This is a genomic window from Paractinoplanes toevensis (assembly GCF_018332695.1).
Classification (GTDB): domain Bacteria; phylum Actinomycetota; class Actinomycetes; order Mycobacteriales; family Micromonosporaceae; genus Actinoplanes; species Actinoplanes toevensis.
The window spans coordinates 46051-71571 of record NZ_BOQN01000019.1 but is presented as its reverse complement, the minus strand read 5'-3'; the positions used below and the strand labels follow the sequence as shown (position 1 = coordinate 71571).

30 protein-coding genes are annotated in these 25521 nt (G+C 70.8%); 18 read left to right on the top strand and 12 right to left on the bottom strand.

Going from position 1 to position 25521, the window contains the following annotated elements:
* The first annotated feature begins 6 nt into the window (after positions 1–6).
* Genes Ato02nite_RS07930 through Ato02nite_RS07920 form a run of 3 tightly spaced genes read left to right on the top strand, consistent with a single transcriptional unit; the run spans position 7 to position 2227 of the window.
* Positions 7–618, top strand: a complete 612-nt coding sequence (locus Ato02nite_RS07930; protein WP_213005746.1) for a GAF and ANTAR domain-containing protein — start codon at positions 7–9, stop codon at positions 616–618.
* Positions 619–643: 25 nt separating this feature from the next.
* Positions 644–1213, top strand: a complete 570-nt coding sequence (locus Ato02nite_RS07925; RefSeq protein ID WP_213005745.1) for a peroxiredoxin family protein — start codon at positions 644–646, stop codon at positions 1211–1213.
* Between the two features lie 57 nt (positions 1214–1270).
* A complete protein-coding gene (locus Ato02nite_RS07920; RefSeq protein WP_213005744.1) occupies positions 1271–2227 on the top strand; it encodes a TIGR03885 family FMN-dependent LLM class oxidoreductase in 957 nt (318 codons plus the stop codon).
* A 48-nt stretch (positions 2228–2275) separates the two neighbouring features.
* Here Ato02nite_RS07920 and Ato02nite_RS07915 read toward each other — a convergent pair whose 3' ends face one another.
* Positions 2276–3532: an MFS transporter gene (locus Ato02nite_RS07915; RefSeq protein ID WP_246606270.1), complete on the bottom strand. Its 1257-nt coding sequence runs from the start codon at positions 3530–3532 to the stop codon at positions 2276–2278.
* A 211-nt stretch (positions 3533–3743) separates the two neighbouring features.
* Here Ato02nite_RS07915 and Ato02nite_RS07910 point away from each other — a divergent pair, with 211 nt between their 5' ends.
* Positions 3744–4373, top strand: a complete 630-nt coding sequence (locus Ato02nite_RS07910; protein ID WP_213005743.1) for a hypothetical protein — start codon at positions 3744–3746, stop codon at positions 4371–4373.
* Here Ato02nite_RS07910 and Ato02nite_RS07905 read toward each other — a convergent pair.
* Together Ato02nite_RS07905 and Ato02nite_RS07900 are read right to left on the bottom strand one after the other, a co-directional pair.
* A complete protein-coding gene (locus Ato02nite_RS07905; protein ID WP_213005742.1) occupies positions 4350–5339 on the bottom strand; it encodes a hypothetical protein in 990 nt (329 codons plus the stop codon). The genes Ato02nite_RS07910 and Ato02nite_RS07905 overlap by 24 nt on opposite strands.
* Positions 5340–5661: 322 nt before the next feature.
* Complete coding sequence (locus Ato02nite_RS07900; protein WP_213005741.1) at positions 5662–6114, bottom strand: hypothetical protein; 453 nt, start codon at positions 6112–6114, stop codon at positions 5662–5664.
* A 453-nt stretch (positions 6115–6567) separates the two neighbouring features.
* On the opposite strand from Ato02nite_RS07900, the gene Ato02nite_RS07895 reads away from it, so the two are divergent.
* Positions 6568–7017 (top strand): hypothetical protein, encoded by a 450-nt coding sequence (locus Ato02nite_RS07895; protein WP_213005740.1) that lies wholly within the window; start codon positions 6568–6570, stop codon positions 7015–7017.
* A gap of 141 nt (positions 7018–7158) precedes the next feature.
* A complete protein-coding gene (locus tag Ato02nite_RS07890) occupies positions 7159–7503 on the top strand; it encodes a histone-like nucleoid-structuring protein Lsr2 (protein ID WP_213005739.1) in 345 nt (114 codons plus the stop codon).
* Positions 7504–7620: 117 nt separating this feature from the next.
* On the opposite strand, the gene Ato02nite_RS51395 is transcribed toward Ato02nite_RS07890, so the two are convergent.
* Both Ato02nite_RS51395 and Ato02nite_RS07880 read right to left on the bottom strand, forming a co-directional pair.
* Positions 7621–8163 carry a hypothetical protein gene (locus Ato02nite_RS51395; RefSeq protein WP_246606268.1) on the bottom strand — a complete coding sequence of 181 codons (543 nt, stop codon included), beginning with the start codon at positions 8161–8163 and terminating at the stop codon, positions 7621–7623.
* A 171-nt stretch (positions 8164–8334) separates the two neighbouring features.
* On the bottom strand, positions 8335–9291 hold the full coding sequence (locus tag Ato02nite_RS07880) for an Lrp/AsnC family transcriptional regulator (RefSeq protein WP_213005738.1): 957 nt from the start codon (positions 9289–9291) through the stop codon (positions 8335–8337).
* A 76-nt stretch (positions 9292–9367) separates the two neighbouring features.
* Here Ato02nite_RS07880 and Ato02nite_RS07875 point away from each other — a divergent pair, with 76 nt between their 5' ends.
* From Ato02nite_RS07875 to Ato02nite_RS07850, 6 genes are all read left to right on the top strand, one after another.
* A complete protein-coding gene (locus Ato02nite_RS07875) occupies positions 9368–10603 on the top strand; it encodes a cytochrome P450 (RefSeq protein WP_213005737.1) in 1236 nt (411 codons plus the stop codon).
* On the top strand, positions 10596–11570 hold the full coding sequence (gene add, locus Ato02nite_RS07870; RefSeq protein ID WP_213005736.1) for an adenosine deaminase: 975 nt from the start codon (positions 10596–10598) through the stop codon (positions 11568–11570). The genes Ato02nite_RS07875 and add overlap by 8 nt, the downstream gene beginning before the upstream one ends.
* Positions 11571–11607: 37 nt before the next feature.
* The gene (locus Ato02nite_RS07865; protein ID WP_246606266.1) at positions 11608–12045 is read left to right on the top strand and encodes a carboxymuconolactone decarboxylase family protein; all 438 of its coding nucleotides are present in this window, start codon (positions 11608–11610) and stop codon (positions 12043–12045) included.
* A complete protein-coding gene (sigJ, locus tag Ato02nite_RS07860; protein ID WP_246606262.1) occupies positions 12042–12866 on the top strand; it encodes an RNA polymerase sigma factor SigJ in 825 nt (274 codons plus the stop codon). Before Ato02nite_RS07865 ends, sigJ begins: the two co-directional genes overlap by 4 nt.
* A 112-nt stretch (positions 12867–12978) precedes the next feature.
* Positions 12979–15714, top strand: coding sequence for a TIR domain-containing protein (locus Ato02nite_RS07855; RefSeq protein ID WP_213005735.1), 2736 nt, complete (start codon positions 12979–12981; stop codon positions 15712–15714).
* 47 nt (positions 15715–15761) lie between these two features.
* Complete coding sequence (locus Ato02nite_RS07850) at positions 15762–16079, top strand: DUF3817 domain-containing protein (protein WP_213005734.1); 318 nt, start codon at positions 15762–15764, stop codon at positions 16077–16079.
* On the opposite strand, the gene Ato02nite_RS07845 is transcribed toward Ato02nite_RS07850, so the two are convergent.
* Positions 16050–16358: an STAS domain-containing protein gene (locus tag Ato02nite_RS07845; RefSeq protein WP_213005733.1), complete on the bottom strand. Its 309-nt coding sequence runs from the start codon at positions 16356–16358 to the stop codon at positions 16050–16052. The genes Ato02nite_RS07850 and Ato02nite_RS07845 overlap by 30 nt on opposite strands.
* A 37-nt stretch (positions 16359–16395) precedes the next feature.
* Entirely contained in the window at positions 16396–16857 is a 462-nt protein-coding gene (locus Ato02nite_RS07840) for a VOC family protein (RefSeq protein WP_213005732.1), read from the bottom strand.
* 108 nt (positions 16858–16965) lie between these two features.
* On the opposite strand from Ato02nite_RS07840, the gene Ato02nite_RS07835 reads away from it, so the two are divergent.
* The 5 genes from Ato02nite_RS07835 to Ato02nite_RS07815 all read left to right on the top strand — a co-directional run bounded on the left by Ato02nite_RS07835 (position 16966) and on the right by Ato02nite_RS07815 (position 21008).
* Positions 16966–17706, top strand: coding sequence for an ABC transporter ATP-binding protein (locus tag Ato02nite_RS07835; protein ID WP_213005731.1), 741 nt, complete (start codon positions 16966–16968; stop codon positions 17704–17706).
* Entirely contained in the window at positions 17703–18443 is a 741-nt protein-coding gene (locus Ato02nite_RS07830; protein ID WP_213005730.1) for an ABC transporter permease, read from the top strand. Before Ato02nite_RS07835 ends, Ato02nite_RS07830 begins: the two co-directional genes overlap by 4 nt.
* Positions 18440–19411, top strand: a complete 972-nt coding sequence (locus Ato02nite_RS07825) for an ABC transporter substrate-binding protein (protein ID WP_213005729.1) — start codon at positions 18440–18442, stop codon at positions 19409–19411. The genes Ato02nite_RS07830 and Ato02nite_RS07825 overlap by 4 nt, the downstream gene beginning before the upstream one ends.
* Entirely contained in the window at positions 19408–20151 is a 744-nt protein-coding gene (locus Ato02nite_RS07820) for an ABC transporter permease (RefSeq protein ID WP_213005728.1), read from the top strand. The genes Ato02nite_RS07825 and Ato02nite_RS07820 overlap by 4 nt, the downstream gene beginning before the upstream one ends.
* A gap of 62 nt (positions 20152–20213) precedes the next feature.
* Positions 20214–21008 carry an XRE family transcriptional regulator gene (locus Ato02nite_RS07815; protein WP_213005727.1) on the top strand — a complete coding sequence of 265 codons (795 nt, stop codon included), beginning with the start codon at positions 20214–20216 and terminating at the stop codon, positions 21006–21008.
* Positions 21009–21022: 14 nt separating this feature from the next.
* Here Ato02nite_RS07815 and Ato02nite_RS07810 read toward each other — a convergent pair whose 3' ends face one another.
* Positions 21023–21448: a MarR family winged helix-turn-helix transcriptional regulator gene (locus tag Ato02nite_RS07810; protein ID WP_213005726.1), complete on the bottom strand. Its 426-nt coding sequence runs from the start codon at positions 21446–21448 to the stop codon at positions 21023–21025.
* A 90-nt stretch (positions 21449–21538) separates the two neighbouring features.
* On the opposite strand from Ato02nite_RS07810, the gene Ato02nite_RS07805 reads away from it, so the two are divergent.
* Positions 21539–21889, top strand: a complete 351-nt coding sequence (locus Ato02nite_RS07805) for a DoxX family protein (protein ID WP_213005725.1) — start codon at positions 21539–21541, stop codon at positions 21887–21889.
* A 10-nt stretch (positions 21890–21899) separates the two neighbouring features.
* On the opposite strand, the gene Ato02nite_RS07800 is transcribed toward Ato02nite_RS07805, so the two are convergent.
* The 4 genes from Ato02nite_RS07800 to Ato02nite_RS07785 are packed head-to-tail and all read right to left on the bottom strand — an operon-like array spanning position 21900 to position 25520.
* Positions 21900–22322 carry a PPOX class F420-dependent oxidoreductase gene (locus Ato02nite_RS07800; RefSeq protein WP_213005724.1) on the bottom strand — a complete coding sequence of 141 codons (423 nt, stop codon included), beginning with the start codon at positions 22320–22322 and terminating at the stop codon, positions 21900–21902.
* 9 nt (positions 22323–22331) lie between these two features.
* Entirely contained in the window at positions 22332–23780 is a 1449-nt protein-coding gene (locus Ato02nite_RS07795) for a peptide MFS transporter (protein ID WP_213005723.1), read from the bottom strand.
* A 34-nt stretch (positions 23781–23814) separates the two neighbouring features.
* Entirely contained in the window at positions 23815–24831 is a 1017-nt protein-coding gene (locus Ato02nite_RS07790; RefSeq protein WP_213005722.1) for a sensor histidine kinase, read from the bottom strand.
* Complete coding sequence (locus Ato02nite_RS07785; RefSeq protein ID WP_213005777.1) at positions 24828–25520, bottom strand: response regulator transcription factor; 693 nt, start codon at positions 25518–25520, stop codon at positions 24828–24830. The genes Ato02nite_RS07790 and Ato02nite_RS07785 overlap by 4 nt, the downstream gene beginning before the upstream one ends.
* Between the last annotated feature and the right edge of the window lies 1 nt (position 25521).

The window sequence follows — 25521 nt, the reverse complement described above, 5'->3', positions numbered from 1 at the left end:
GGGCCCGTGAGCATCGACGACATCTGTCGCCAAGCCCGTAACGCCGTCGGCCTCTCCTCCGGCGTCGGGCTGACGATCCTGAACGAGCTGGGCAACGCCCGCGTCGTGTGCGTCGACGGCCCGTTCATCGACTTCGTCGAGCAACTCCAGGTCAGCCTCGGTCAGGGGCCCCTGTTCGAGGCGGCGTGGACAGCCCGCCCGGTCCTCGTCGACGACCTGGCCGCGACCACCGCGACCCTGCGCTGGGCGGCCTTCACGGTCCTCGCCCGCCGGCACGGCGCCGCGGCCCTGTTCTCCTTCCCGGTGCCGCTCGACGGCTTCCCGCTGGCCGTGCTCGACCTGTGCCGCAGCACGCCCGGCCCGCTGTCCGAGCCCGCCCGCATCGAGATGACCAGGTACGCGGCGGCGGCCGCACTGCTGATCGGCGACGGCGCTCCCGCGGCCGGCGGCGACTTCCGCCTCCAGCGAGCCACCGGCATCGTGATGGGCCAGATGGGCGCGAACGCCGCCTCGGCCTCCCGCCGACTGCGCCGGCACGCCTCCGGCCAGAACCGCCCACTCGGCGACATCGTCGAGGACGTCCTGACCGGCGACCTGAGATTCGACTCGCACCGCTGACCCGCGGAGTGCTTGGCTGTCAGGTATGCGTTCCGACATCGTCCCCGGCGGCGTGTTCCCCGACTACGCACTTCCCGACCACACCGGCACGGTCCGCAGCCTCAGCGAGCTGCAGGGCCGCGACCCGATGATCCTCACCCTGGCCCGCGGCCACTACTGCCCGAAGGAACACCAGCAGCACCTGGAGCTGGCCGCCCTCTACCCCAAGATCGCCGTGGCCTACACCCAGATCGTCACCATCGCCACCGACGAACACCACACGCTGCAGGAGTTCCGAGCGTCGGTGGGCGCCCAGTGGCCGTTCCTCTCCGACCCCGGCCGCACCGTCCAGCAGGACCTGGACATCCAGGAGTACACCGACCCCGACAACAACCCGATGATCCCGCACACCCTGGTGCTGCGCCCCGGCCTGATCGTGCACAGCGTCTACAACGGCTACTGGTTCTGGGGCCGCCCGTCGGTCCCCGACCTGTGGCGCGACCTGCGCGACGCCACCCGCGAGAGCCGCCCCGACTGGGACCTGAGCACCCCCGGCCTGCGCGAGGCGTGGGAGGCCGGCGACCGCTCCCACTTCCACGGCTGGGACACCCGCTGAGCCACGTTCGGGGCGCCGGTTGGTTGCAAGAGCCGGAGCCGGGGTAACGCGACCCGTATGACGGAGTACGGAATCCATGCCTCGCACGAGCAGATCCCGCCCGCCGACCTCCTGGCCGCCGTGATCGCGGCCGAACGGCACGGCTTCGAAGCCGCGATGTGTTCCGACCACTTCGCGCCCTGGAGCAGCCGGCAGGGGGAGTCCGCCTTCGCCTGGTCGTGGCTGGGCGCGGCACTGCAGGCCACGAACCTCTCGTTCGGCGTGGTCAACGCGCCGGGCCAGCGCTACCACCCGGCGATCATCGCGCAGGCGATCGGCACCCTCGGTGCCATGTACCCCGGCCGGTTCTGGGCGGCGCTGGGCAGCGGCGAATACAGCAACGAGCACATCACCGGCGGCCCGTGGCCGCGCAAAGAGATCCGGGAGGCCCGGCTGCTCGAGTCGGTGGACGTCATCCGCGCACTGCTGGCCGGCGACGAGGTCACCCGGGACGGTCTGATCACCGTGGACCGGGCCCGCTTGTGGACCCGGCCGGCCGAGGCGCCCCCGCTGATCGGGGCCGCGGTGAGCACGAAGACCGCCGCCTGGTGCGCGGGCTGGGCCGACGGGCTGGTCACCGTCAACGCCCCGACCGAACATCTGCGCGCGATGATCGCTTCGTACCGGGACGCCGGCGGCCGCGGACCGGTCTGCCTGCAGGTGCATCTGAGCTGGGCGCCGACCGAGGACGAGGCCGAGACGACCGCCCACGACCAGTGGCGCAGCAACGTCTTCCGGCCGCCGGTGTGCTGGGACCTCGAGACGGTCGAGCAGTTCGACGTGATCAGTGAGAACGTGACACTCGAACAGGTACGCCAGGTGGTCAACGTCTCGGCCGACCTCGAGGCGCACATCGAGTGGCTGCGCGGGTATTCGTCGCTCGGCTTCGACCGCATCTACCTGCACCACGTCGGCCAGGACCTGATGCCGTTCATCGAGACCTTCGGCGCCAAGGTGCTGCCGGCCCTGCGTTGACGGGCGCCGCAGCCGTACCTCCGGCCGCGACCGCCGTGTTCGCCTCGATCAGTTCGGCTGATTCTCGATCGCCGGTATGGCGGGCCGATGTTGCAAGCTGCGAACGTCGCGGCTGGCCAGCATGCCGAGCACGGAGAGCAGGATGACGCCGGCGGCGATCAGCAGGGTCGGCTCGGTGCCGAAGGCGAGCGCGGCCGGGCCTATCACCACCTGGCCGATCGGGATCGCCACGACAGAACCGAGCATGTCGTACGAGTACACCCGGGCAAGTTTCTCCGCCGGAATGTACTCCTGCATCGTGGTCTCCCAGGCGATGCCGAACTGTTCGAGCCCGAGACCCCCGATGAAGGCGCAGACCACCAGCAGCCCGACCTTCGGGGCGACCGCCATCGCCGCCGGGAGCAGAGCCTCGACCGTCATCGCGAGCACGCCGAAGGCGAGCAGCCGGCGCACGCGCAGGCGCATCGCGATGACCGCACCGAGGATCAGCCCGGCGGTCTGAGCAGCGAGCACGAAACCCCAGGAACGCCGCCCGAACGAGTCGTCGGCGACCAGCGGGCCGAGTACGCCCATGCTGGCGGCGGTGGCGGCGTTGAGAAACATGAAACCGATGACCACGACCCACAGCCAGGTGTGTGCGATGAACTCACTCCACCCCTCCCGTAGTCCGGCGAACACCCCGGGCCGGGGCGCGGCAGTATCCCGTACACCAGGAACTTTGATCACCGCGAAGCAGAGGCCGCTGACGGCGAACGTCGCCGCGTCGGCGGCGAGGCCCCAACCGGGGCCGATCGTGGCGACCAGCAGGCCACCGACCGGCGCACCGACGATCGCCGCGGCGTTGCCGCTGAGCCGATTGAGCGCGTTGGCCTGCTTACGGATCGCCTCAGGCACGGTTTGCGGCAGCAGCGCCGACACCGCGGGCCAGGCGAGCGCCGACGACAGGCCGTTGAGGGCGGAGAGCGCCATCAGCAACGGAACGGTGGCGCTCCCGGTGAGCACCGTGGCGGCGACCGACGCCTGGGTAGCCGCGGCGACCACACTGGAGATGACCATGACCAGGTTCCGTGGCAGCCGGTCGGCGACGACACCCCCGACGAGCAGGAACAACACATTCGTCAGCGACCGAGCACCAACCACCAGGCCGAGGTCACGGGCCGAGCCGGTCAGGTCGAGCACGGCAAACGCCAGCGCGATCGGCGCGATCGCGTTGCCCAGCATCGACACCGTGCGCCCGGTGACGAGCAACCGGAACGGCCCGTAACGCAGAGGAAGCAGGACGCCCATCGATGAACTCCCCGCCATGGCCCACAGCCTAAGCAAGACATCCGGGTAGGCGCAGTCCCACCCGGCTGTAGAGTGCGTCACGGCCGGCAACACGACTGCCGGGCGTCGGCTTCGCATGTTTGTACCGGGGGTTTGGTCCTCCGGTGGAGCCCGGGTTCGCGCTCGACATTGACGAGTGCACTCATCATCCCCATAAGAACGCGCACGTCGGGTGACAGATAATGGGTGGATGTCATTGATTCTGCCCGGTGTCTTAGTTGCACCCGGGTTGGTCGAGAGTTCTGATTTCCGCACCGAAGTGGGCACTGAAGTGCCTTTGGCTCTGGAAATCTATTGCCGCCACCGAGCGCGTGTCTCGAATCAAGAGGGCCGCCAAGCGCCGGTACGCCGTTCTGCCGACGCCGGGACAGCCGACGAGTTGATCCTTACCGGCGTCGCGGTTCCGTTCGCGAGCACATGCCGGCTGGGCGGATGGTTGCTCGAGGTGGTCGGCATCCCCGTCTATGTCACCGAAGCTACGGCCGGGCCGGGCGTTATCGCAGGCGTCAACGACCGCGATCCCGATTCGGACCCGGAAGAGCCACTTCCAGACCGAGGCGCGTGGGTGCGAGTGCGCGGCAGCGTCAGCGTTGCCGACGGCTACGTGGTTGACGAGGTGGAGCGGGCGTCGCAACGGAGTGTGCAACGACTCTGGCGGGTACAGCGTATCGAACGGCTGATGCCTACCGACTATAGAAGCGGCAACCGGCGCGCATATCCGCAACAGGTAGAGGCGGTCCGCCACACCGGGGATTCCAGCAGCTACCTGCTCGATCTGGTTGCTGCTGCTACGGCCTCAACAGTAATGGAACGTGTTTGACCGAGCGAATTTGGGCCGCCGCTCCCTACGTAAGGTGACGGCCGGTAAGTCAGAGTCAGCCGGTTTCCGGATCGCCCACGCGGATGAGTCACGCTGGCCTACCGCGCACGCGTGACCTGCGGCCACCAGCTCATCCGGTACGCCTGCCCGGCCTACGAGGCCGAGCATCCCGCCCTCGCCCCACGCCGGAGAGGGGCCGGCTGCTCGCCGTCGCCACCGGGCACTCCTGGCGGCCGCGACACCGACCGCCATCGTCACGTTCCGCCGGCGCCGGATCCGACGGACCTCGACCGGCCGGCGCCGCTGAGCGCGGCCCGGACGCATGCCGTCAGGAACGGGTCTGGCTCGCGTTTCTGATCTGGCGGAGGAGTTGCGCGGACTCGGGTTCACCGCGGCCGCTGAACCTGGCCAGCGCCAGACACCCATGATCGGCCAGCCGCAGATGGTCACGTCGTCGCGGCTCAGCGACCCGCATTTCATGACTCCGCCGAGAGAGCCGGCATTGACCGAATGTAGGTTCATCGGCGCGGAGCCGTCGTGGTCGGCAAGCGTGGCAAGCACCGAGTCCAAGACGCTGCCCGGCGCCCACAGCGTTCTGGTGCCGCCGAGGAAGAGCACGTCCTTGCCGGTGCCGTCCAGGTAGACCGCGCCCACGGTCGCGTCGAGGTCGACGATGCTGGACAACTCCGCACCCAGTCGAGCGGCCTTCGACCGCCCGTCGTCCGAACCGTCCAACCGCAACGAGCCGACCGTGCCGGGCGTGGAGAGCCGCGCGTCCTTCTGCGACGCCACCTGCCAGCCGAACCAACCGACGACCGCGACCAGCCCCACTGCGACCGCCAGCAGAGTGGTCAGGAACATTCGCCGGAACTGCCGCCCGGGCCGCGCCGGTCCTCCGTCGGACGCAACATCGAGATCAATCGCGCCGACGTCGACGCCGGATCCGTTGCGGGGAAGCTGGGACACGGCGGGAGAATATCCAGCACCCGCCCGGCCGGACGGATCTGCAGGATCGCGAACCGCGAGGACATCTTCTGCGGCCGTCCGCCACGCCGGCGCGGCCTTGCCGCCAGGTGATGCGACGGGCCGCCCGCTGTCCGTCCGCGGCGGTGACGAGGCCGAGCAGGGTGGACTTCCGATCTCGATAGCGTGGCACCGATGCGGCCGTGTGCGACTGTGGTGCGCCGCACCGCATACGCCAGTCCACGTTGACGAAACGCCGCGATACCGACCAGCGATTCTGCCGCTCCGACGGGAGATCGTCCTGCACAACCAGATAGTTCCTCGATCAGGGAGTGTCTCGTGGAGCGGCTCGGCCTCCGCGGCGGAGGGAACGCCAGCCTTCGACGGCGGCCACAAAGACGCCGAGCAGCGCCAAGACAGCGAGTGCGCCAGGAGCAGAGGTCCACACTGGCGTTGCGTAGCCGTCCTCGGTGGCGATCAGTTCCGGATTCGCCCGGTCGGCGTAGACGGTCAACTCCTGGCCCTCGCGGACCTTGTCCATGACCCAGGGGTGGCGGAGGTTCGCGCTGTGCTGCTTGCCCTGGACGGTGTAGCTGACCATGAACCAGTGGTCGATCTCGTCGTCGTGGTCGCTGATGATGACCGCCCGCGTGCGGGTGCCGTGCTCAACGATGTCTTGGCGGAGCTTGTCGTCGACGAAGAAGACGCCGGCCGCCAGCAGCCCGAAGACAACCGCGCCAAGCAAACCCCACTTCACCAGCGGCCGGTTGAAGACCATGTGAAATGCCCCCGCCGAAATTGTGTCGATGTGCTCGACCGTAGGGCATCGGCGCTTCCAAGCCTACGATCGCCTTCTCTCATGTCACGCTGACCGGAGGCATCCCGTTGAGCGGGGGATACTCTTCCTGGACGGCCCTGTGGAGAAACCACGCCCGCCGAGCGCATTGTCGGATCGTCGATGTGGCGGCATCGCCTGAAGACCCACCGACGAAGGGCGACGAGACCGGGGTGGACCTGGACTCGAGTGCGACGCTGCGCGCTGTCGAGCACCCAGGACTGCGATTGGTCATGCGCTACGAGAAGGCCACCGGCGAGCCGATGGCCGCATTCGGTCGCCACACGACGGCATGACGACGGCGCGGGGCGTACGCCAGATCACTTGATCGCTGGCGCGTGGCCGGACCGAAGCGCCGATCCGCTGGGCTTGCCGGTGCCTCTAGGGTCGGTGACCATGATCAACATCGGGAGTCGGCGTGGCCGCCTTGTCGCCGCCCTGGATGGTTGGATCGGGGTGGCGACCAGGTTTCGATGGGCATTCCTGCCGGTCTCGGTGGCCGGTGCCGCCGTGCTGTTCATTCTCGGTTCGCCCTATCGCTTCACGGTGCGCCTGGAACCCGGCGGTGTGCGCTACCGGCAGATACGCACCCACCTCACCCCGTGGCAGGCCGCGCCCGACCTTGTGTCTCATCGACGGGGTGCCGGCACGGCCACTGCGGTGTTACAGCCAGGAAATCGCAGGATCAGGCTGACCACGGAGCCGTCCTACCTCGCGGCCGCGATCCGCGAGTATGTGACACACCCTGAAAACCGCACCGAATTGGGCACTGCCAGCGAACTGGACCGCCTTTCCGCACTGCTCTCCTCTGCAGTGCCTGCTGCCGGAAACCGGCAGTGGGAGTAACGCGGACTGTGGTGAGCGGGGCACAGTAGGCGTACAAGTCCCGGAATTGCCGACGCGCCGAACGTAAAAACGGCCGCAGCGGCTATGGTGACTGCATCGGCGTATTTGACCGCGCCTTCGTACTTCGGGGAGTAAGAGACTATGGCCAAGCAAATCATCACGGTACTCACCGACGACATCGACGGCGGAGACGCCGACCGCACGATCGATTTCGGACTCGATGGCATCAACTACACCATCGATCTGTCGGACAAGAACGCCGGCAAGCTTCGCAAGGCACTCGACCCGTACCTCACGGTCGCTTCCCGTGTCGGTCGTGCCGCTTCGAATGGCCGGATCGGGTCCCGCGCCGCGGTGATGCCCAGCCGGACAAGCCGCGAGCAGAACCAGGCCATCCGCCGATGGGCCATCAAGAACGGGCACGAGGTGTCGGAGCGAGGGCGTATTCCAGCTTCGATCGTCGAGGCCTTCCACGCCAAGCGCTGACAGGCTGACGCGGGACTGCCGGGGAACCGCCCGGCATCCGTCGCATCCGGATCCGCCGCCGATCGTGCGCAGGTGTAACGAAGAGCGTTACACGGACCAAACCGCACTGCGGGCAAATCACGCGGGAAACGGAATCGTTCGAAAAATGCCGACTGCCATGCCGCTGCGTTGGTAGCCGCCGGCCTTGCTGCTCGGCCCACAGATGATCTCAGCGCTTCTGCGGTGCTGACACGGACCGAAGTTGATGTCACCCACGAGCGGCGCAGGCGTCCGCGTCAGAGGCGCCGAAGGCGATAAAGTTCCGTCCGGCGAGGCCGGTTGCGCGTCCACGGCAAAAGCGGCGGAGCAGCTCGGCCGGGCGTTCGATGTGTGGTGAGGGGCCGCAGTTGTCGTAGACGACCTCACGGAGGCTGCCACCGTCGCCCGCGTATCGCCGCAGCACCGCACGGGTCTGGCGACCATCGGTTGCGGTGGGCATGCGTCGGCGCCGGGCCACTCCGGCACTTCGCCGAGCGAACCCAGGTACGCCCGGTCGAACAGCGACGTGTCCGACACGATCACGTCCCGGTCGCCGCGCACCCAGACGATCGGTGGCTTCCGCGCGGCGCCGACCAGGGCGTCAGCGACGTTGAAGTGGTTGGACGCCATGGCGTTGAGCACACCCCGGTCACCCGGCCCGCTGTTGGCCGGCTTGCTGTCGCCGGGGTAGTTGTCCTCGCCGACCGCGGTCGTCGAGCAGTGCGGCCACGTCGTCGGGGAAGTCCCGCAGGCGGGCTCCGTCGAGATCGACCAGCCTGCGGTGGCAGTCCTCCGATGCGGACGACCGTTGGATCAGGCGTGGGCCACGCGGGCGTGCGGTGGTGGCAGGCGCTGCTCGACGACGCCGGACGTCCAGGCCAGACGGTGCCGCAGAACGCGGACCGGCTGGACCGTGTGGGACAGCACGCCGGGCAGCGCGGCCAGCGTCGTGGTCAGGGCGGCCAGCTCCGGCACCGTCGGGGCGCCGATCGAGCAGTGCAGGTCGTGATCGCCGGTGGACTCGGCGATGTAGTCGACGCCAGGCGTGCCGGTCAGCGTGGTCAGGAGCGAGGCGCGCCGGTGTGCGTCGGCGCGCAGGGCCAGCTGGGCCTGTTCGGCCGGCCCGGCCGGGTGCCGCACGACGGTGGTCAGCCGGACCGCTCCGCCGGCCAGCAGGTGCAGGACCCGGGCCCGGGTAGCGGCGACCGACCGGCCGACGGCGGCCGCGAGATCGGTGTACGCGGCTCGGCCGTCGGTGCGCAACCGGGCCACCAGGGCCAGGTCGGTGTCGTCCAGCGGGCGGGCCTCGGCGGTCCACGGGCCCGGCTGGGTGTGGGTGAGGCCGCCCGCGCCGGGACCGGCGTGCAGGCGTACGTAGATGTCGGCCCGCACGTGCTCGACCCAGGGCAGCGTGCCCAGGTGGGCCATCTCGGCGCGCACGGTGTCCAGGTCGGGGGTGGACATCTGGACGAGCAGGGCCGGGGCGGTGGTGACCCGCGCGATCCACGCGGAGCCGTCCAGGGCCGGCACCGTGTCGGGGTCGGGCAGGTCGCCGGTGCGGCCGGTGAGGGTGAGCAGGTGGATCACCGGCTGGCCGAGGACGGCCGGGTGGGCCTGGGCGAAGACGCCGACGACGCCCGAGTCGATCAGCCGGGTGACCCGGGTCCGGGCGGCGCTGGGGGAGATGCCGGTGCGGTCGGCGAGGGTGCGGAACGACGCGCGGCCGTCGTGGGCCAGTTCGCCGATGAGCCGTTCGTCCAGATCGTCCACGCCGCAATGGTGGCATGTTACAAATCCGAAACATCAATGGCGGTCGGGCGACACTAATCCCGTGTTTTTTGTTGTCATGGCGCTCGGAACCAAAGAATCGGCGGCCCCGCGCGGCGTGGACGACCTTGCCTGGATGGACGTGGACGATCCGCTCCTCGCTGAGGACCCGGCGGCCTTCCTCGCCGCCCACCGCGCGGCCGACTGGGCGTTCCGCAGCCGTCGCGGCCTCGAGATCCTGCGTTACGACCAGGTCTGGCGGTTCCTTACCGACCGCCGCCTGGTCCCGGACGTCGCCGACCTCAAGGCCGTCGCCGGCCTCGGCGACACGGCACCGGGAGCGACCGGCCTGAGCGGCATGCTCTCCGTGCACGGCCGCGACCACACCCGGCTGCGGGGAGCGGCCGCCGCCTGGTTCGCGCCGGCCCGGGTGGAGCAGTGGCTCCCGTTCATCCGGGACACGTGCCGGGAGCTGATCGGCGACCCCGCCCCCGGAACAGTGATCGACCTGGTCACGGCCCTGTGCGTACCCCTGCCGGGCCTGGTTTTCACCCGGATGGTGGGCGCGCCGGCCGCGGACGCGGCCCGGCTGTGCGCCTGGTCCGATTCCCTCCTCAAGGTCTTCTTGCAGGATCCGGCCCACCGCGACGAGATCATCGAGGCAGGTCGAGGGCTTGAGGCGTACGTCCTGAGCCTCATCGAAGAGCGCCGGGCCGACCCGGGTGACGACCTTCTGTCGGCGATGCTCGGCCGGCACGAGGCGGGCGCCCTGACCGACGAGGAGCTGACCGGAGTGGCCGCCGAACTGCTGTCGGCCAGCACCGACAACACCGCCAGCCAGCTCGGCGTCACCCTCATGCACACGCTGGCCGACCCGGCCCGCTGGCAGCGGCTGGCCGCCGACCCGGCCCTGGCGGCCGGCGCCGCGGTCGAGGCCGAGCGGCTCACGCCGCGGGTCGGCTACATCAACCGCAAGGCCCTGACCGACACGGTGATCGACGGTCTCGCGGTGCCGGCCGGCACCTGGGTGCGCTGCTCGGTGCTCTCCGGCCACCACGACGAAACCGTCTTCGCCTCGCCGCTCGACTTCGACCCGGGCCGGGCCGACCAGCGCCGATCGCTCGTCTTCGGCGGCGGCCCGCACTACTGCATCGGCGCCGGCCTCGCCCAGGTCGAGATCGAGGAGGCGCTGCGCTACCTGGCGGCCCGTTACCCCGGGCTCCGCCCGGCCGGCCCACCCGGCTGGATCCAGAGCGAGGTGCTCATGTCGCTGGCCTCCCTACCCGTACGCATCCCGGAGGAAAACCGTGCGTGACCTGCGCGCCCTGCCCAAGGCCCACCTGCACATCCATCTGGAGGCGACGATGCGGCCGGCCACCATGGCCGAGTTCTCCGGCCGGCCGGCCCGATCCAGCTTCGAGTACACCGGGTTCACCGAGTTCGTGACCGCCTACTACGGGCTGACCACGCTGCTCGACTCGCCGGCCCGGCTGGCCCGGCTGATCGAGGAGGCGGTCGAGGACGCCGCCGCCGACGGGGTCGTCGCGATCGAGCTGGCCACCACCCCGAGCTGGTACACGCCGGTGTTCGGGTCGCTGGACGCGGCGATCGAGGCACTGTGCGGTTTCGCGGCCGACGCCGCCGCGAAACACGGCGTGTGGACCGGCGTCATCGTGGCGATCGACCGCACCGCCGGTCCCGACGCCGCCCTCGAGCTGGCCTCGGCCGCGGCCCGGCACGCCGGCCGGGGCGTGGTCGGCCTGGGCCTGCACGCCGAGGAGCGCGGCTTCCCGGCCCGCGACTTCCAGAAGGCGTTCGTGACGGCCCGCGACGCCGGGCTGCTCGCCGTCCCGCACGCCGGCGAGCTGGTCGGCCCGGAGTCGGTGCGCGAGGCGGTGACCCTGCTCGGCGCCGACCGCGTGCAGCACGGCGTCCGATCGGTGGAGGACCCGGCCCTGGTCGCCGAGCTGGCCGCGACCGGCACCGTCCTGGACGTCTGCCCGACCTCGAACCTGCTGCTCGGCGTTGTGCCGAGCCTGGCCGCCCACCCGCTGCCGGCCCTGCTCGCGGCGGGTGTGCGCTGCTCGATCAACGCCGACGACCCGACCCTGTTCGGCGTCGGCGTCCGGCACGAGTACGAGGTGGCCCGCCACGACCTCGGCCTGGACGACACCCTCCTGGCCGCCTGTGCCCGCACGTCCGTCCAGGCGAGCGCCGCCCCGGCCACCGTCAAGGAGACCGCCCTGGCCGCGATCGACCTGTGGCCGCCGTCACCCGCGTGATTGTCACGCCGGGGCCGGCCGCCTCCGTCGTGTTCGCATGACTCAACGAATGGCGCTGGCGGACGTGGTTCCGGCCGGCTACGCGGCGGTGGCTCAGCTCGAGAAGTACGGGCGGGCCAACGTCGAACCCACCGTGCTGCACCTCATCAAGATCCGGGCGTCGGTGCTGAACGGCTGTGCCTTCTGCATCGACATGCACACCACCGAGGCCCTCGCCGACGGGGAGAACCAGCGCCGGCTGTTCGCAGTGGCGGCCTGGCGGGAGGCGGCCGGCTTCTTCACCCCGAAGGAGCGGGCCGCCCTGGCGCTGACCGACGCGGTGACCCGGGTCGAGGTCTCCGACGAGGTGTGGGCCGAGGCCGCGAAGGAGTGGTCCGAGGAGGAGGTCGCCAACCTCATCATCGCTATTGGCACCATCAACGTGTGGAACCGGATCGTGATCTCGACGCGACAGCCTCCGCCGCCGCTGGCGTGACCGACGAGTTCGTCCGGCACCGGCCCATGCTGCTCGGGCTCGCCTACCGGATGGTGGGCAGCCTGCACGACGCCGAGGACGTCCTGCAGGAGGCCTACCTGCGCTGGGCCGGCGCCGACCGCAGCAATGTCGAACAGCCGCGCCGCTACCTGACCCGGGTGGTGGCGCGGCTCGCCGTCGACCATCTGCGGGCCCGGCAGGCCCGCCGGGAGAGCTACGTGGGGGAATGGCTGCCCGAGCCGGCTCCCGCCGAGGCGGTCGACACCACCGATCTGTCGTACGCCGTACTGCACCTGATGGAGCAGCTCACCCCGCCGCAGCGGGCGGTCTACGTGCTGCGCACCGCGTTCGACGTGCCCTACGAGGAGGTCGCGGAGATCGTCGGCCGCACGGAGACCGACTGCCGGCAATTGCTGCACCGCGCGCAGGAGGCCCTGCGCAGCGACCACGCGCGGTTCACCCCCGCGCCCCAGGAGCACGAGCGGCTGCTCAAGAGCTTCGTCGCGGCCGCCCGGGACGGTGACCTGGCCACGCTGCGCAGCCTCCTGCACGCCGACGTCGTCTCCTGGTCGGACGGCGGCGGCCGGGTGCGCACCGCGCTCAACCCGATTTACACGCCGGCCAAGGTGGCCCGCTTCTTCGGCAGCATCTATTCGCGTATGCCGCAATTCTCGGTTGAATCCTTGGTTTTGAATGGGTTGCCGGCGTTCCTGGTCACCTACCCGGTGTCGCGGCACCTGCTGCTGCTCGACACGGCCGACGGCCTGATCCGCGGCATCTACGTGGTGGCCAACCCCGACAAGATGTTGAGTGCGACGTAACCTGTCCGGCACGATCGGCCATTCCTACCAGATCCCCCGAAATCAGTCGGCGTTGGTTCATGCTGGTCGCGGGCAATTCCGCCCCCGGACCGACCACACCCGGCGAGGAGCAATGGAACGAGCCGCCGATGGGGAATTCGACGCGTTCATCTCCTACAGCCACGCCGTCGACGGGTCACTGGCGCCTGCGCTGCAGCGGGCGCTGGAAGACCTGACCAGACCCTGGTATCGCCGCCGGGCGCTGCGCGTTTTCCGCGACCGCACGAACCTCGCCGCGGCGCCGGGGCTGTGGCCGGCCATCGAGGCCGCCCTGGTCCGATCCCGCTACTTCGTGCTTCTCGCGTCGCCCGAAGCGGCGGGCTCCGCCTGGGTTCAGCGGGAGGTGGCGTGGTGGCTGAGCAACCGCGAGCCGGCCACCCTTCTGATCGCGCTGACCGGCGGCGACCTGCGATGGGGCCTGGACCACGTCGTCGAGTCGGGGCCGGACTGCGCGCTGCCCGGCCTTCTCACCGGCGCCTACTCGGGCGAGCCGCTCTGGGTCGACCTGCGCTGGGCGCGCACCGAACCAGTGCTGTCGGCCCGCGATTCCCGTCTGCTCGACGCCGCCGCCACGTTCGCCGCCGCGCTGCACGGCGTACCGAAGGACGACCTGGTCGGCCTCGACCTGGCTCGGCACCGCGGCGTGCTGCGGCTGACCCGCCTGGTCATCGCGGTCCTCACCGTCCTGCTGGTGGCCGCGGCGACCGGCGGCGTGCTGGCAGTCCGGCAGCGCGATGCCGCCGTCGAACAGACCGCGCTGGCCGAGTCCCGCACGCTGGCGATGGCGGCGCAGAGCGTGGCGGCCACGAGAGTGGACACCGCCATGCTCCTGTCCGCGCAGGCGATGCGGCGCGACCCGAGCCTGCGGACCCAATCCGCGCTGTTCGCCGCCGTCACGGCCAGCCCGCACCTGGTCCGTTTCGTTCCGCAGCCCGCCGAGGTCACCGGCGTGGCGTTCGCCGAGACCGGTGACATCGTGATGGGGCGGGCCGACGGCTCGGTGTCGCGCCTCGACCGTTCCGCGTCCGCCGAAGAGTTTCTCGGCGGCGCCGGATCCTCGCCGATCGCGGTGGTCGCCGTGTCCGCGGACGGCGGGTCGGTGGTGGCCGCTGATCAGGCGGGAACGGTCCGGTTGTGGTCGGGCACCACCCTGAAGTGGAGCGTGCCGGGACAACCGGCGCCGGTGGCCGCGGCCATCGCCCCGGACCGCCGCACGATCGCGATCGCGACGACCGGCGGGGCCGACATCCTGGCCATGGACTCCGGCCACCGCCGTGCCCGGATAGCCGGGGATGGCCACCCCCGCTTCGGGATCGACGGGGAGATCGCCGCCGTCGGTTTCCTCGGTGACGACCTCGTTCAGGTCGGCTACGAGAGGGGCCGGGCGGAGATCTGGCGGCTCGCCGCGCGGCCCCGGCGGACGGACGTCCGGGAGGGGCCGATGCCCCAGGACGCCACCACCGGGTCGGCCTGGTCAGCCGGCGGCCGCAGCTTCTACTGGATGATCTACGGTGCCGGCCACGGCTACGTTCCCCGTCTTGATGCGGCCGTCTCGTTCCGCTCGCCGGTGCTCGCCAGCCAGGTGGTCGCGGTGGACGAGACCGGCCGCCGGGTCGCCGTCCGGTTCGGCCGGTCGATCTACACCGTCGAAGCCGGCGGCGCGACCGAGGAGTTGCCCGGTTTCGCCGATGCCACGTCGCTGACCTTCAGCCCCGACGGCCGCCGCCTGCTGGCCACCGGAGCCGGCACGGCGATCCTGTTCGATCTGGACCGGTGGGGGCGGCTCACGACAGCGCTGCCGGACCAGGTCGGCGATTACGCCTGCAAGGCGTGCGGCGTCGAGCTGGCGGTCCACCCGCACGGCCGCGCGACGGTCTGGCTGGACGGCAACACCCTCCGCTGCCGTCCCGCCGACGGACGTGTCCGCGCCGTGCCGCTGCGGTACGTCATCGATCTGGCTTTCACCGCCGACGGGAAGTATCTGGTCAGCGCGACCGATGATGTTCTGGAGGTGCTGCCCGCGCCGAACGGATGCCCGCCCCCGCGGGTCCGGTCGCCACGGAGCATCCAGGTTCGCGCGTTCGGCGTCCGTCCGGTGACCGGCTCCATCGTGCTGGTGTGGTCCGGCAACGAGGACGAGCCGGCCCTGGTCGACGTGGCCACCGGCAAGGTTCTTCGGAAGCTGCGGCTGCCGGCGGGGGCGGACGGGGTCAGGAAAGCCGCGGTCGACCCCGCCCTGAACATGATCGCGGTTGCCGCGGACACCGGTGCCATCCACTGGTTCGACATGACGTCCGGCAACCGGACGGCCACGGCCGAGGCAACCGGAACGATCGCCCCGGGAGTGCTCGAGTTCCAACCCGGCACCGGCCTGCTGGCGGTGTCCGCCGAGAACTCCGTCGAGCTGTGGGATCCGCACCGGGGCCTGCTGGGCCGCCTCAGCGGCGCCGCGAACCAGCTGCACTTCACGGCCGACGGCCGGATGCTCGCCGGTCTCACCGACGGCGATCGCCTGCGCATCTGGGACATGCCGAGCCGTACGCTGCTCGGCGAGGTGGCGGCTCTGCCGGACACCCCGAGTGAGGGATTCGACACCAAGGCCCGCGATCCGGCCTTCGCCGGAACCGCGAACGGTCCCGGGGACCGCTGGTGGATCGCCGCCCCGGGTGCCCGCCCCACCGGCTGGACGATCAATCCCGCCGAGTGGGCCACGACGGCGTGCACCTGGCCGAATCGCACCCTGGCACCGACCGAGTGGCGCCAGCTCGTCGGAACCGACCCGCCTGCCGACCTGTCCTGCTCCTCCTGACGGACAGCCGGGTAATCTGGCCAGCCAAGATCATGGAGGAGTCAGGCATGCGCGCGTCAACAGCTTTCCGGATCGCTGCCGTTGCTGAGGCGGTCTCCTGGACCGGGCTGCTGGTCGGCATGTACCTCAAGCATGTCAGCCACACCACCGAGGCGGGGGTGTGGCTGTTCGGGCGGCTGCACGGTGCGCTGTTCGTCGCCTACCTGGTGGCGACCGTCTGGGTGGCCCGGGCCGAGCGCTGGTCGCTGCTGCGCACGCTGGTCGGTCTGGCCGCCTCGATCCCGCCGCTCACCACCGTCATCTTCGAGCGGTGGGTGGCCGGGCGCCGGCCGGTGTCAGCGCACCAGGACCGTGTCCAGGTGTGACACCTCGAGGACCATCCGGACGATCGGGCCGGGGTCGCGCAGCATGAGTTCGGTGCCGCGCGCGGCGGCGGCCCGTTGCGCCGCGACCAGCACCCCGATCCCGGAGGAGTCGAGGAAGGTCACGGCGGTCATGTCGACGTCGATCTTTCCGGCGTCGTGGGTCGCCACCGCGGTGCGCAGCACCCCGCGGAGTATCTCCACCGTCTCCAGGCTGATGTCGCCGGACGGTACGACTGTCGTCGTGTCGCCGTGGCGTTCGATGCGATACTCCAAAGACATGGCGGGCGCCGTACCCGGAACGGGCCGGCGCTAAACGTCAGTCCAGGCAGAACTCGTTGCCCTCGGGGTCGGCCATCACGATGAAGCCGAAGCTGAGCGGGGGAGCGGGCTCGTCCCGCCGCAGCCGTTTGGCGCCGAGCGCGACGAGGCGGTCGCATTCCGCTTCGAGGGCCGCCATCCGTTCGTCGCCGCGCAGGCCGGGTGCGGCGCGCACGTCGAGGTGCAGCCGGTTCTTGGCGACCTTGTCCTCGGGCACCTTCTGGAAGAACAGCCGTGGCCCCTTGCCGTCCGGGTCCTCCACGGCGGACTGGTTGTTGCGCTGGTCCTTCGGCGTGCCGACCTTGTCGAGGAAGTCGTCCCACGCGGCGAGCGGATCGGCGCCGGGCGGGAGCGTGACGCCGGGCGGGGCCGGGTGGACGTATCCGAGGGCGTCGCGCCAGAAGGTGGACAGCGCGGCCGGGTCGTGGGCGTCGAAGGTGACCTGAATTTCTCGGCTCATCCGGCCACCTTGGCATGTATTGCGGTCATCCCGTGACCGCAACCGCGAACATTTACAACGATAGATCCATGTCGTAGTTTGAAAGTGACTATTGCGAGGTGAAAGCCCGTGCGGATCGCCGTCACCGATCTCGACCTGCGCTACGGTGATCTCCTCGCCGCCGAGAAGATCACCTTCGATGTCCGGCCGGGCGAGTTCGTCAGCCTGATCGGCCCGTCCGGCTGCGGCAAGAGCAGCGTGCTGCGCGCTCTCGGCGGCCTGCAGCCGCCGGCCGGCGGCGAGATCACCGTCGACGGCGACCGGGTGCGTGGTCCGCTGCCGGCCCGGATTGCGTACGTCTTTCAGGACCTGGCCCTCTTCCCGTGGCGTTCGGCGCGGCGCAACGTCGAGGTCCCGCTCGAACTGCGCGGCGTCCCGCGCCGGCAGCGCCGGGCCCGAGCCGACGAGTTGCTCGCCAAGGTCGGCCTGGCCGACGCCGCCGACCAGCACCCGGCCCAGCTGTCCGGCGGCATGCGACAGCGGGTCGCGATCGCGCGAGCCCTGGCCTCCGACGCCGGCATCCTGCTGCTGGACGAGCCGTTCGCCGCCCTCGACGAGCAGACCCGCCTGCGGCTGGGCGCCGAGTTGCTGCGGCTGCTCGAGGAGGAGGGCAAGACCGTCGTCTTCGTGACGCACAGCCTCCAGGAGGCCGCCTACCTCTCCGACCGGATCGTCGTGCTGAGTCCGCGCCCGGCCACCGTCAAGGAGATCCTCACCGTGCCGAGGCCGCGCCCGAAGATCGGCTCGGACGAGTTCCACCGCCTGCACGCCCGGCTGACCGACCTGCTGTTCGAGGTGGAGCCGGCATGAAAGCGGCCGCCTACGCCACCGTCACCGCCGTGACGCTGCTGGCGTGGTGGCTGCTGACCGCGACCGGCGCGACCAACCCGCTGATCCTGCCGCCCCTCGACGAGGTCGCCGCCGCGGTGAAAGCGCAGGACCCGGCGACCTGGGTGGCCGCGATGGCCGTCACCACGGTTCGCGCCACGATCGGGTTCGCGGTCGCCACCGTCCTCGCCGTCCCGCTCGGTGTCCTCATCGGACGGAGTGAGACGCTCAACCGCGCGTACGAACCGCTTCTGGCCACCATCGCGGCCGTACCCCTCGTTGTTCTCTATCCGGTCCTGGCCGCCACCCTCGGCCTCGGCACGGCGTCGAAGGTCGCCCTCGGCGGCCTTTACGCTTTCTTCCCGATCGCCATCGCCACCATCCGCGCGGTCCGCCAGACCGACCCCGGCCTGCTGACCGCGATGCGCTCGATGGGCGCCTCCCGGGCCCGGCTGATCAGCGCGGTCGTGGTGCCGTCGGCGCTGCCCGGCATCGTCGCGGGCCTGCGGGTCGGCTTCGGGCTGGCCCTGGTCACCGTGATCGCCGGCGAGTTCATCGCCGGCGACGACGGCGTCGGCTACCAACTGGCCGCGAGCAGCCAGGGCTACCAGAGCGCCGACCTGTTCGCCTGGGTCGTCCTCGCGGTCGCGCTGACGATCGTCGTCAACACCGTCTTCACCTTCCTCGCAACGACGCTGGAAAGGACGCTCCGCCGATGAAACGAACGATCGGACCGGCCCTGGCCGCCCTCCTGCTGCTGGCCGCCTGCAACACCTCGAACAGCACCGCCGACCCGGGCGCGGAACCCGCCACGCTGCGCCTGGGCATCGTGCAGGGCCAGGACTTCACGCATGCCCTGCCGGCCCGGACCGCCGAGGCCCAGGACCTGTTCGCCAAGCACGGCCTGACCGTGCAGATCATCGACTTCTCGGCCGGCTCCGACCTGGTCAAGGCCATCGCCGGCGGCAGCGTCGACGTGGGCGAGGCCACCGGCCTCGACGTGGTCGCCGCGGCCGCGAACGGCGTAGACCTCAAAGCCTTTTACGGTACGGCGGCAGTCAGCCCGATGGCCGTGATCGTCCGGGACCGCTCGCCGATCCGCGCCATCGCCGACCTGGCCGGCAAGAAGGTCGGCATCTCGAAGTTCGGCTCGCTCACCGATTTCACGGTCAAGCTGATCGCCCAGAAGACCGGCGCCAAGGACATCAAGGCCGTGCCGCTCGGCGCCCCCTCCGCCAACACCGCGGCCCTCAACAAAGGTGACGTCGACGCGATCATCCTGCCGGTCGAGTTCGCCTACGCGCTGCAGGCGGCCGGCACCCCGGTGACCGCGATCCGCATCGCCGACCTGACCACCGACAGCCAGTTCGGCACCCTCGCCGCGGCCGGCAAATACCTGGCCGCCAACCAGGACCGCGTGACCGACCTGACCAAGGCCTACGCCGAGGCGATCACCTACCTGCAGGCCAACAAGGACAGCACCGTCCAACTCTCGGTGGCGAAACTGGCGATGAAGGAGCCGGTCGCCGTCCGGACCTTCGACGAGCTCGCCGAGGATTTCACCGCCGACGGCAAAATCAACGTCAACGGCCTCAAGGCGTACGCCGAAAGCCTTCCCGGTCTTGGTCTGGCCAAGAAGGTCCCGGCGGAGACCGATTACTACGAACCGAAGTTCGCCGCCCGGTGAGGTTGCGCTGGCTGAGCATCGCCCTGCTGGCGGTGGCGTGGGAACTCGTGTGCCGGACGGTGATCCGCTCCGACGACTATCTCGCGCCGCCGTCCCGGGTGCTCACCACCGGCCTCACCTACCTGGCCGACCGCGACACCCTGGCCGGCCTGGGCGTGACCACCACCCGGTTCCTCGGCGCGTTCGCGATCACCGCGCTGGTCGGCGTCACGCTCGGGCTGGCCCTGGGCCGCACCGGACGGCTGGTGCCCGCGGCCCGCGACATCTTCACGGTCTTCTACACGCTGCCGCTGGTCCCGTTCTACCCCCTGTTCGTGCTGTGGTTCGGCCTGGGCTTCCGCTCCGAGGTGGCGTTCGGTGCCATCCACGGCGCCGTCCCGGTGGTGCTCGGCACGATGGCCGCCGCGTCCCGGGTGGACGAAACCCTGATCACCGCGACCCGGGCGATGGGCGCCGGCCGCACCCGGGTGCTGACCATGGTGGTCCTGCCCGCCACGGTCCCCGACGTGGTCGGCGCCCTGCGCATCGGCGCGGCACTGTCCCTGCTGGGCGTCCTGCTGGCCGAGCTGATGGTCTCGGTGGACGGCGTGGGCCACATCATCGCCGCCCTGATCGCCAACCTGAGAGGCCCCGAACTCGACGCGGTGATCCTGGCCGTCTGCGTAGGCGCGGCAGTCGTCAACGCCGGGCTGCACCGCGGTGAACGGCGGCTCTCCCGCTGGCGCGAACAGCGGCCGTAGGGTGGCGTTCGACGCCGGGCCGGTTGTTCGGCCGCCGCGAACAGCGGCCGTAGGGTGGGCCGGTGACGTTCGGATCGCACCTGGCGCGGCTGATCGACGTGCGCGGCCTCGACGCCGCCGCGCTGGCCGGGCGGGCCGCGACCGGCGAGCACGAGATCCGGGCGGTGCTCGACGGTGGCGAGCCGGAACCGGTCCTGCTGCGCCGGCTCGCGCCCGCCCTCGGCCTGCATCGCAGCGACCTGTTCCTCATCGCCGACCTCCCGGTGCCCGACGATCTGTCCCTGGTGGACCCGGCCGCCCGGGGGCGGGTCGACTGGCTGGCCTGGTCGCTGACCTATCTGCCCGGCGCGGTGGCGGAACTGCACGAGTTCGTCGGATCCCTGCCGCCGGCCTCGCGACCGCCGGCCGCGCCGCCCCCGCGGCCGTTGGAGCAGTACCCGCCCGGTGCCGGCGGTCTCGTTCTTCGCCTGCTGCACAACCGCAACCTGGGCTGGTCCGGGATCGCCAAGTACCTCTTCGGCGCCGGCGGCGGCCCGATGCTGTCGGCCTCGACGATCGGCATGATCGGACGCGGCCCGAAGACGTTGACACCCGAGCTGCTCGGCGGGTTCGCCGCCGTCCTGGACCTCACCGCGGGTGATCTCGCCGCGCTGACCGATGTCGAGCCCGCGCTTCCGGCGGCGCCGACCCGCCCGGGCGTCGCCGCGCTGCTCTGGGATGCCCGCCGGCTGACCGCCGCCCAGGTGGACCAGCTGCACGACCGGGCGCACACCATCCGGCACGAGCGCGCGGCCGAGATCGGCGCCGGAATGCGATGCGGCTGCCCCGGACCGACCGCCGGCGAACCTCGCCGGTAAGCGCCGAACCGTCGTCAGCCGCAGGCGCCGGGGTCGGCGATCTTGGTCAGCAGGCGTTCCAGTTGCCGGCGTTCGGTCGGGGACAGCGCCGCGAACAGGTCGTCGTCGGTCTTGTCGAGGACCGACTCGACCTCGCTCAGCGCCCGGGTGCCGTCGGGGGTGATCGCGACGATGTGCCGGCGGCGATCGGCGGTGTCGCGCTGCCGGGAGACCAGTCCCAGGCTTTCCAGCTCGTTGAGCACGGCGACCAGCGCGCTCGGGTCGACGCCGAGGAGGTCGATCAGCGCCTGCTGGTTGACCGGGCCGTCGGCCAGGTGCGTCAGCGTGAACGCGGACCGCATGGTCAGCCCGGCGCCGGCCAGGGCGTCGCGCACCTGGGCGCCGGCGAGCACCCCGCGGTTGGCGAGCAGCACACCCAACTGGGCCATCGACGATGCCATGCGAATACCTTACCCACTCCCGATGGTCATGCTCGAACAATCGTTGTAGGCTTCCAACGATTTTGCGAGACCAATAGTCTGGGAGATTCCATGTTCATTGCCTACACTGTCGTCGCCGTCGTGGTCGCCCTGGCAAATGCCGGCACCGCCACGGCGAAGATCCGCCGCGACGAGCGCATCACCGCCGGGCTGACCGGCGTCGGCGTGCCGGGGTCGTGGTTCGTGCCGCTGGCCCTGCTGAACTACGCCGGTGCGGCCGGCCTGCTGATCGGGATCGGGTGGCGGCCGCTGGGCATCGCCGCGGCGACCGGACTCGTCCTGTATTTCCTCGGCGCCCTGGGCGCGCACGTCCGGGTCAAGGACACCAAGGGCATGCCGATGGCGGCGCTGATGCTCGCCGGCGCGGTGCTCGCTCTCGTCCTCGGCATCGCCTCGGCGTGAGGCCCGCCGATCACCTGGGCGGCTGGTGGACTGCGCGCCTCGGTTCGTACCAGGTGTCGCCGGCCGGCTCGCCGGCCATGTTCCAGCTCCAGGAAATCGTGGGCGTTACCCGGAGGTAGAAGCCCGGTCCGACGATTCCGGCTCGCTCGATCGGGCCGTCGGCGTGGCCGTAGACGCGGATCGCGCGGGTGATGAACGGGTCGACGGACACCATGTCGTCGACCACCAGGGCGACCAGCTGGTGCCCGGCCCCGATGTTGCGGAACTTGCGGGTCTTGAGGACGGCCTGGCCGGTGCCGCCGACCCAGAAGTGGGTGCCGTCGAACTCGAACGCGAGCGGGACCACGTCGGGCTGCTCGCCGGCGCCGACCGTCGCGAAGCGGGCGAGCGGTTGTGATCGCAGGTAGGCGATCTCCTCGTCGGTGAACGACATGGCCCGACGTTATCGGACCCCGCCCATCAGGCGCTGGATCGGCTTCCTGATCAGCCACAACACCACCCCCAGGGCGATCGCGATCGCGCCCAGGATGCCGAAGTACGGCACCTCGTTCTCCTCGCTGTAGTAGCCGGCGAGGGTGCCGGACATCGCGGTGCCCAGGGCCACCGACAGGAAGAACAGGGCGACCATCTGGGTACGGAAGGCGGCCGGCGCCAGCTTCGTCGACAGCGACAGGCCGACCGGTGAGAGCAGCAGTTCGGCGAACGTGAAGACCAGGATGATGCCGGTCAGGCCGAGCAGGGGGACGCTGTCCATCCCGGCGAACGGCAGGAACAGCAGGAACGCCACGCCCATCACCGCGGTGCCGGCCGCGAACTTGACCGGCGTGGTCGGCTGCCGGTCGCCCAGGCGCAGCCACAGCGCGGCGAAGACGCCGGACAGGATGATGATGAAGACCGGGTTGATCGACTGCACCCAGGAGACCGGCATGGTCCAGCCGAACAGGTTGCGGTCCAGCCGCTCGTCCGAGTAGATCGTCACCACGGTGAACTGCTGCTGGTAGAGCGACCAGAAGGCGGCGCTCGCGATGAACATCGGGATGAACGCGATCACCCGGCGGCGTTCGGTGGTGTCGATGCGGTGGCTGGTCAGGATCACCACGAAGTAGCCCACGGCGGCGAGGATGCTCAGCACCACCACGATCGTGGACAGGTGGGCGGCGGGCAGCAGGCCGGTGAAAGCCAGCACGGCGATCACCACGACGACGGCGGCCGCGATGATCGCCACCAGCGGGCGGCGTTCGCGGGGGAGCGGGTTGGCGATCTCCCGGGACTGCTCCGGGAGCGTACGCCGGAAGATCGTGTATTGGATGAGGCCGATCGCCATGCCGGCCGCCGCGAGGCCGAAGCCCCAGTGGAAGCCGGCGTCCTTCTGCAGCAGGCCGGTGAGCAGCGGGCCGAGCAGCGCGCCGAGGTTGATGCCCAGGTAGAACAGCGAGAAGCCGGCGTCGCGGCGCGGGTCCTGCTCGGCGTAGAGGGTGCCGACGATCGCGGTCGCGGTGGCCTTGACGCCGCCGCTGCCCAGCGCGATCAGGATCAGGCCGGTCGCCACCCCGGCCAGGCCGGGGATCAGGGCCAGCGCCAGGTGGCCGCACATGACCAGGATCGCGCTGCCGAACAGTACGCGTTCCGGGCCGAACAGCCGGTCGGCCAGCCAGGCGCCGATCACGGTGGCCAGGTAGACCGAGCCGCCGTACGCGCCGACGATGCTGGTCGCGGTGTCCTGGTCGATGCCGAGGCCGCCCCGCGACGCCTCGTAGTACAGGTAGATGAGCAGGATGCCCTGCATGCCGTAGAACGAGAACCGTTCCCACAGCTCGACCCCGAACAGGTTGGCGAGCGCCCGGGGCTGCCCGAAGAACCTCGTGTCCCGCGTGTCTTCCGCGACGGTCATGGATGTCCGTCTACCCGGGCGCCGCCGTGATCATTCAGCCGGCCGGGAGCCGCACCTCGAACCGGCAGCCGTGGCCGATGTTGCGCACCCCGACCCGTCCGCCGTGCGCCTCCACCAGTCCGCGCACGATCGCCAGGCCGAGGCCGCCGCCGGTGCCCGAGCCGCCGCTGTCCGGGGTGCGGGCGCGTTCGCCGCGGAAGGCGATGTCGAAGACCCGGTCGAGGTCGGCGTCGGGGATGCCGCCGCAGGTGTCCGAGACGGTCAGCCACACGCCGTCGCGGCCGCGGCCGGCGTCGATGTGCACGGTGCCGTCGGCCGGGGTGTAGCGGACGGAGTTGACCAGCAGGTTCGTGACGACCCGGGCGAGTTCGCGTTCGCCGGCGTGCACGGTGGGCCAGCCGGACTCCGCCGCGACCAGGGTGATCTTCTTGGTGGCGGCGAGCGGCGCGACGCCGGCGATCGCGTCCGAGACCACCTCGCGCAGCGGCACGATCGTGGGGATCAGGCGCAGCGCGCCCGCGTTGATCCGGGACAGCTCGAACAGGTCGTCGACGAGCCGGGTCATCCGGTCGGTCTCGACCCGGATGCGCCGGTGGTACTCGGCGACGGTGGCCCAGTCGGCGACCACGCCGTCCTCCAGCGCCTCGGCCATCGCCCGCATCCCGGCGAGCGGCGTGCGCAGGTCGTGCGACACCCAGGCGACCAGCTCCCGGCGGCCGGCCTCGAGGTGCCGCTCCCGGTCCCGGGCCTGCTGCGCCCAGACCGCCGAGGCGGCCAGCCGGCGACCGAAGAACACCCCGGCGGCCAGGCTGACCAGCGCGGCGGCACACACGGTGATCAGTACGACGCGCAGGTCGTGGCCGGAGAGGAACATGGCCTTGGCGACCGCGGTCACCCCGGCGGCCACCGCCAGGACGGTCACCGTCAGCAGCACCACGATGTGGGTGAGGATCGAGGACTTGCGCAGGATCCGCAGCGCGAGGGCACCGGCCGTGCCGACGACCGCGCCGGCGGCCAGCGCGTAGAGGCCGATCAGGAGGGTGTCGGTCACCGGGCGCCCGGTTCGTAGCGGTAGCCGATGCCCCAGACGGTCTGGATGCGGCGCGGCTCGGCCGGGTCCGGCTCGATCTTCTCCCGCAGCCGGCGGACGTGCACGGTCACCGTCGACTGGTCGCCGAACTGCCAGCCCCACACCTTGTCCAGCAGCTCGGCGCGGGACCAGACCCGGCCGGGATGGGTCAGCAGGAACACCAGCAGGTCGAACTCGCGGCCGGTCAGCGACAGCGGCGCACCGTCCAGGCCGGCGAGCCGGCGCGCGGTGTCGACGGTCAGCCCCGCGTCGGTGATCACGCCCGGCGACGCGTCGGCGACCGGTGTGGCGCGGCGCAGCACCGACCGGATTCGCAGCACGAGCTCGCGGGGCGAGAACGGCTTGGTCACGTAGTCGTCCGCGCCGACCTCGAGCCCGACGACCCGGTCGGCCTCCTCACCCAGCGCGGTCAGCATGATCACCGGCAGGTCGGGCAGCTGCCGCCGCAACCGGCGGCACACCTCGAGACCGTCGATGCCGGGCATCATCAGATCCAGCACGACCAGATCGGGCCGCTCGGCGGCGACCGCGGCCAGCCCGTCGGCGCCGTCGGCGGCCAGCCGCACCCGGCAGCCGTCCTGCTCCAGGTAGCGGCGCACGACGTCGCTCACCGTCGGATCGTCGTCGACAACCAGCACGTGATGTCCCACC

Coding starts and splice junctions, on each gene's coding strand:
- Ato02nite_RS07925 (WP_213005745.1), top strand. CDS start 644: ATGCGTTCCGACATCGTCCCCGGCGGCGTGTTCCCCGACTACGCACTT.
- Ato02nite_RS07920 (WP_213005744.1), top strand. CDS start 1,271: ATGACGGAGTACGGAATCCATGCCTCGCACGAGCAGATCCCGCCCGCC.
- Ato02nite_RS07915 (WP_246606270.1), bottom strand. CDS start 3,532: ATGGCGGGGAGTTCATCGATGGGCGTCCTGCTTCCTCTGCGTTACGGG.
- Ato02nite_RS07910 (WP_213005743.1), top strand. CDS start 3,744: ATGTCATTGATTCTGCCCGGTGTCTTAGTTGCACCCGGGTTGGTCGAG.
- Ato02nite_RS07900 (WP_213005741.1), bottom strand. CDS start 6,114: ATGGTCTTCAACCGGCCGCTGGTGAAGTGGGGTTTGCTTGGCGCGGTT.
- Ato02nite_RS07895 (WP_213005740.1), top strand. CDS start 6,568: ATGATCAACATCGGGAGTCGGCGTGGCCGCCTTGTCGCCGCCCTGGAT.
- Ato02nite_RS07890 (WP_213005739.1), top strand. CDS start 7,159: ATGGCCAAGCAAATCATCACGGTACTCACCGACGACATCGACGGCGGA.
- Ato02nite_RS07875 (WP_213005737.1), top strand. CDS start 9,368: ATGGCGCTCGGAACCAAAGAATCGGCGGCCCCGCGCGGCGTGGACGAC.
- Ato02nite_RS07865 (WP_246606266.1), top strand. CDS start 11,608: ATGACTCAACGAATGGCGCTGGCGGACGTGGTTCCGGCCGGCTACGCG.
- Ato02nite_RS07855 (WP_213005735.1), top strand. CDS start 12,979: ATGGAACGAGCCGCCGATGGGGAATTCGACGCGTTCATCTCCTACAGC.
- Ato02nite_RS07850 (WP_213005734.1), top strand. CDS start 15,762: ATGCGCGCGTCAACAGCTTTCCGGATCGCTGCCGTTGCTGAGGCGGTC.
- Ato02nite_RS07845 (WP_213005733.1), bottom strand. CDS start 16,358: ATGTCTTTGGAGTATCGCATCGAACGCCACGGCGACACGACGACAGTC.
- Ato02nite_RS07840 (WP_213005732.1), bottom strand. CDS start 16,857: ATGAGCCGAGAAATTCAGGTCACCTTCGACGCCCACGACCCGGCCGCG.
- Ato02nite_RS07830 (WP_213005730.1), top strand. CDS start 17,703: ATGAAAGCGGCCGCCTACGCCACCGTCACCGCCGTGACGCTGCTGGCG.
- Ato02nite_RS07825 (WP_213005729.1), top strand. CDS start 18,440: ATGAAACGAACGATCGGACCGGCCCTGGCCGCCCTCCTGCTGCTGGCC.
- Ato02nite_RS07810 (WP_213005726.1), bottom strand. CDS start 21,448: ATGGCATCGTCGATGGCCCAGTTGGGTGTGCTGCTCGCCAACCGCGGG.
- Ato02nite_RS07805 (WP_213005725.1), top strand. CDS start 21,539: ATGTTCATTGCCTACACTGTCGTCGCCGTCGTGGTCGCCCTGGCAAAT.
- Ato02nite_RS07800 (WP_213005724.1), bottom strand. CDS start 22,322: ATGTCGTTCACCGACGAGGAGATCGCCTACCTGCGATCACAACCGCTC.
- Ato02nite_RS07795 (WP_213005723.1), bottom strand. CDS start 23,780: ATGACCGTCGCGGAAGACACGCGGGACACGAGGTTCTTCGGGCAGCCC.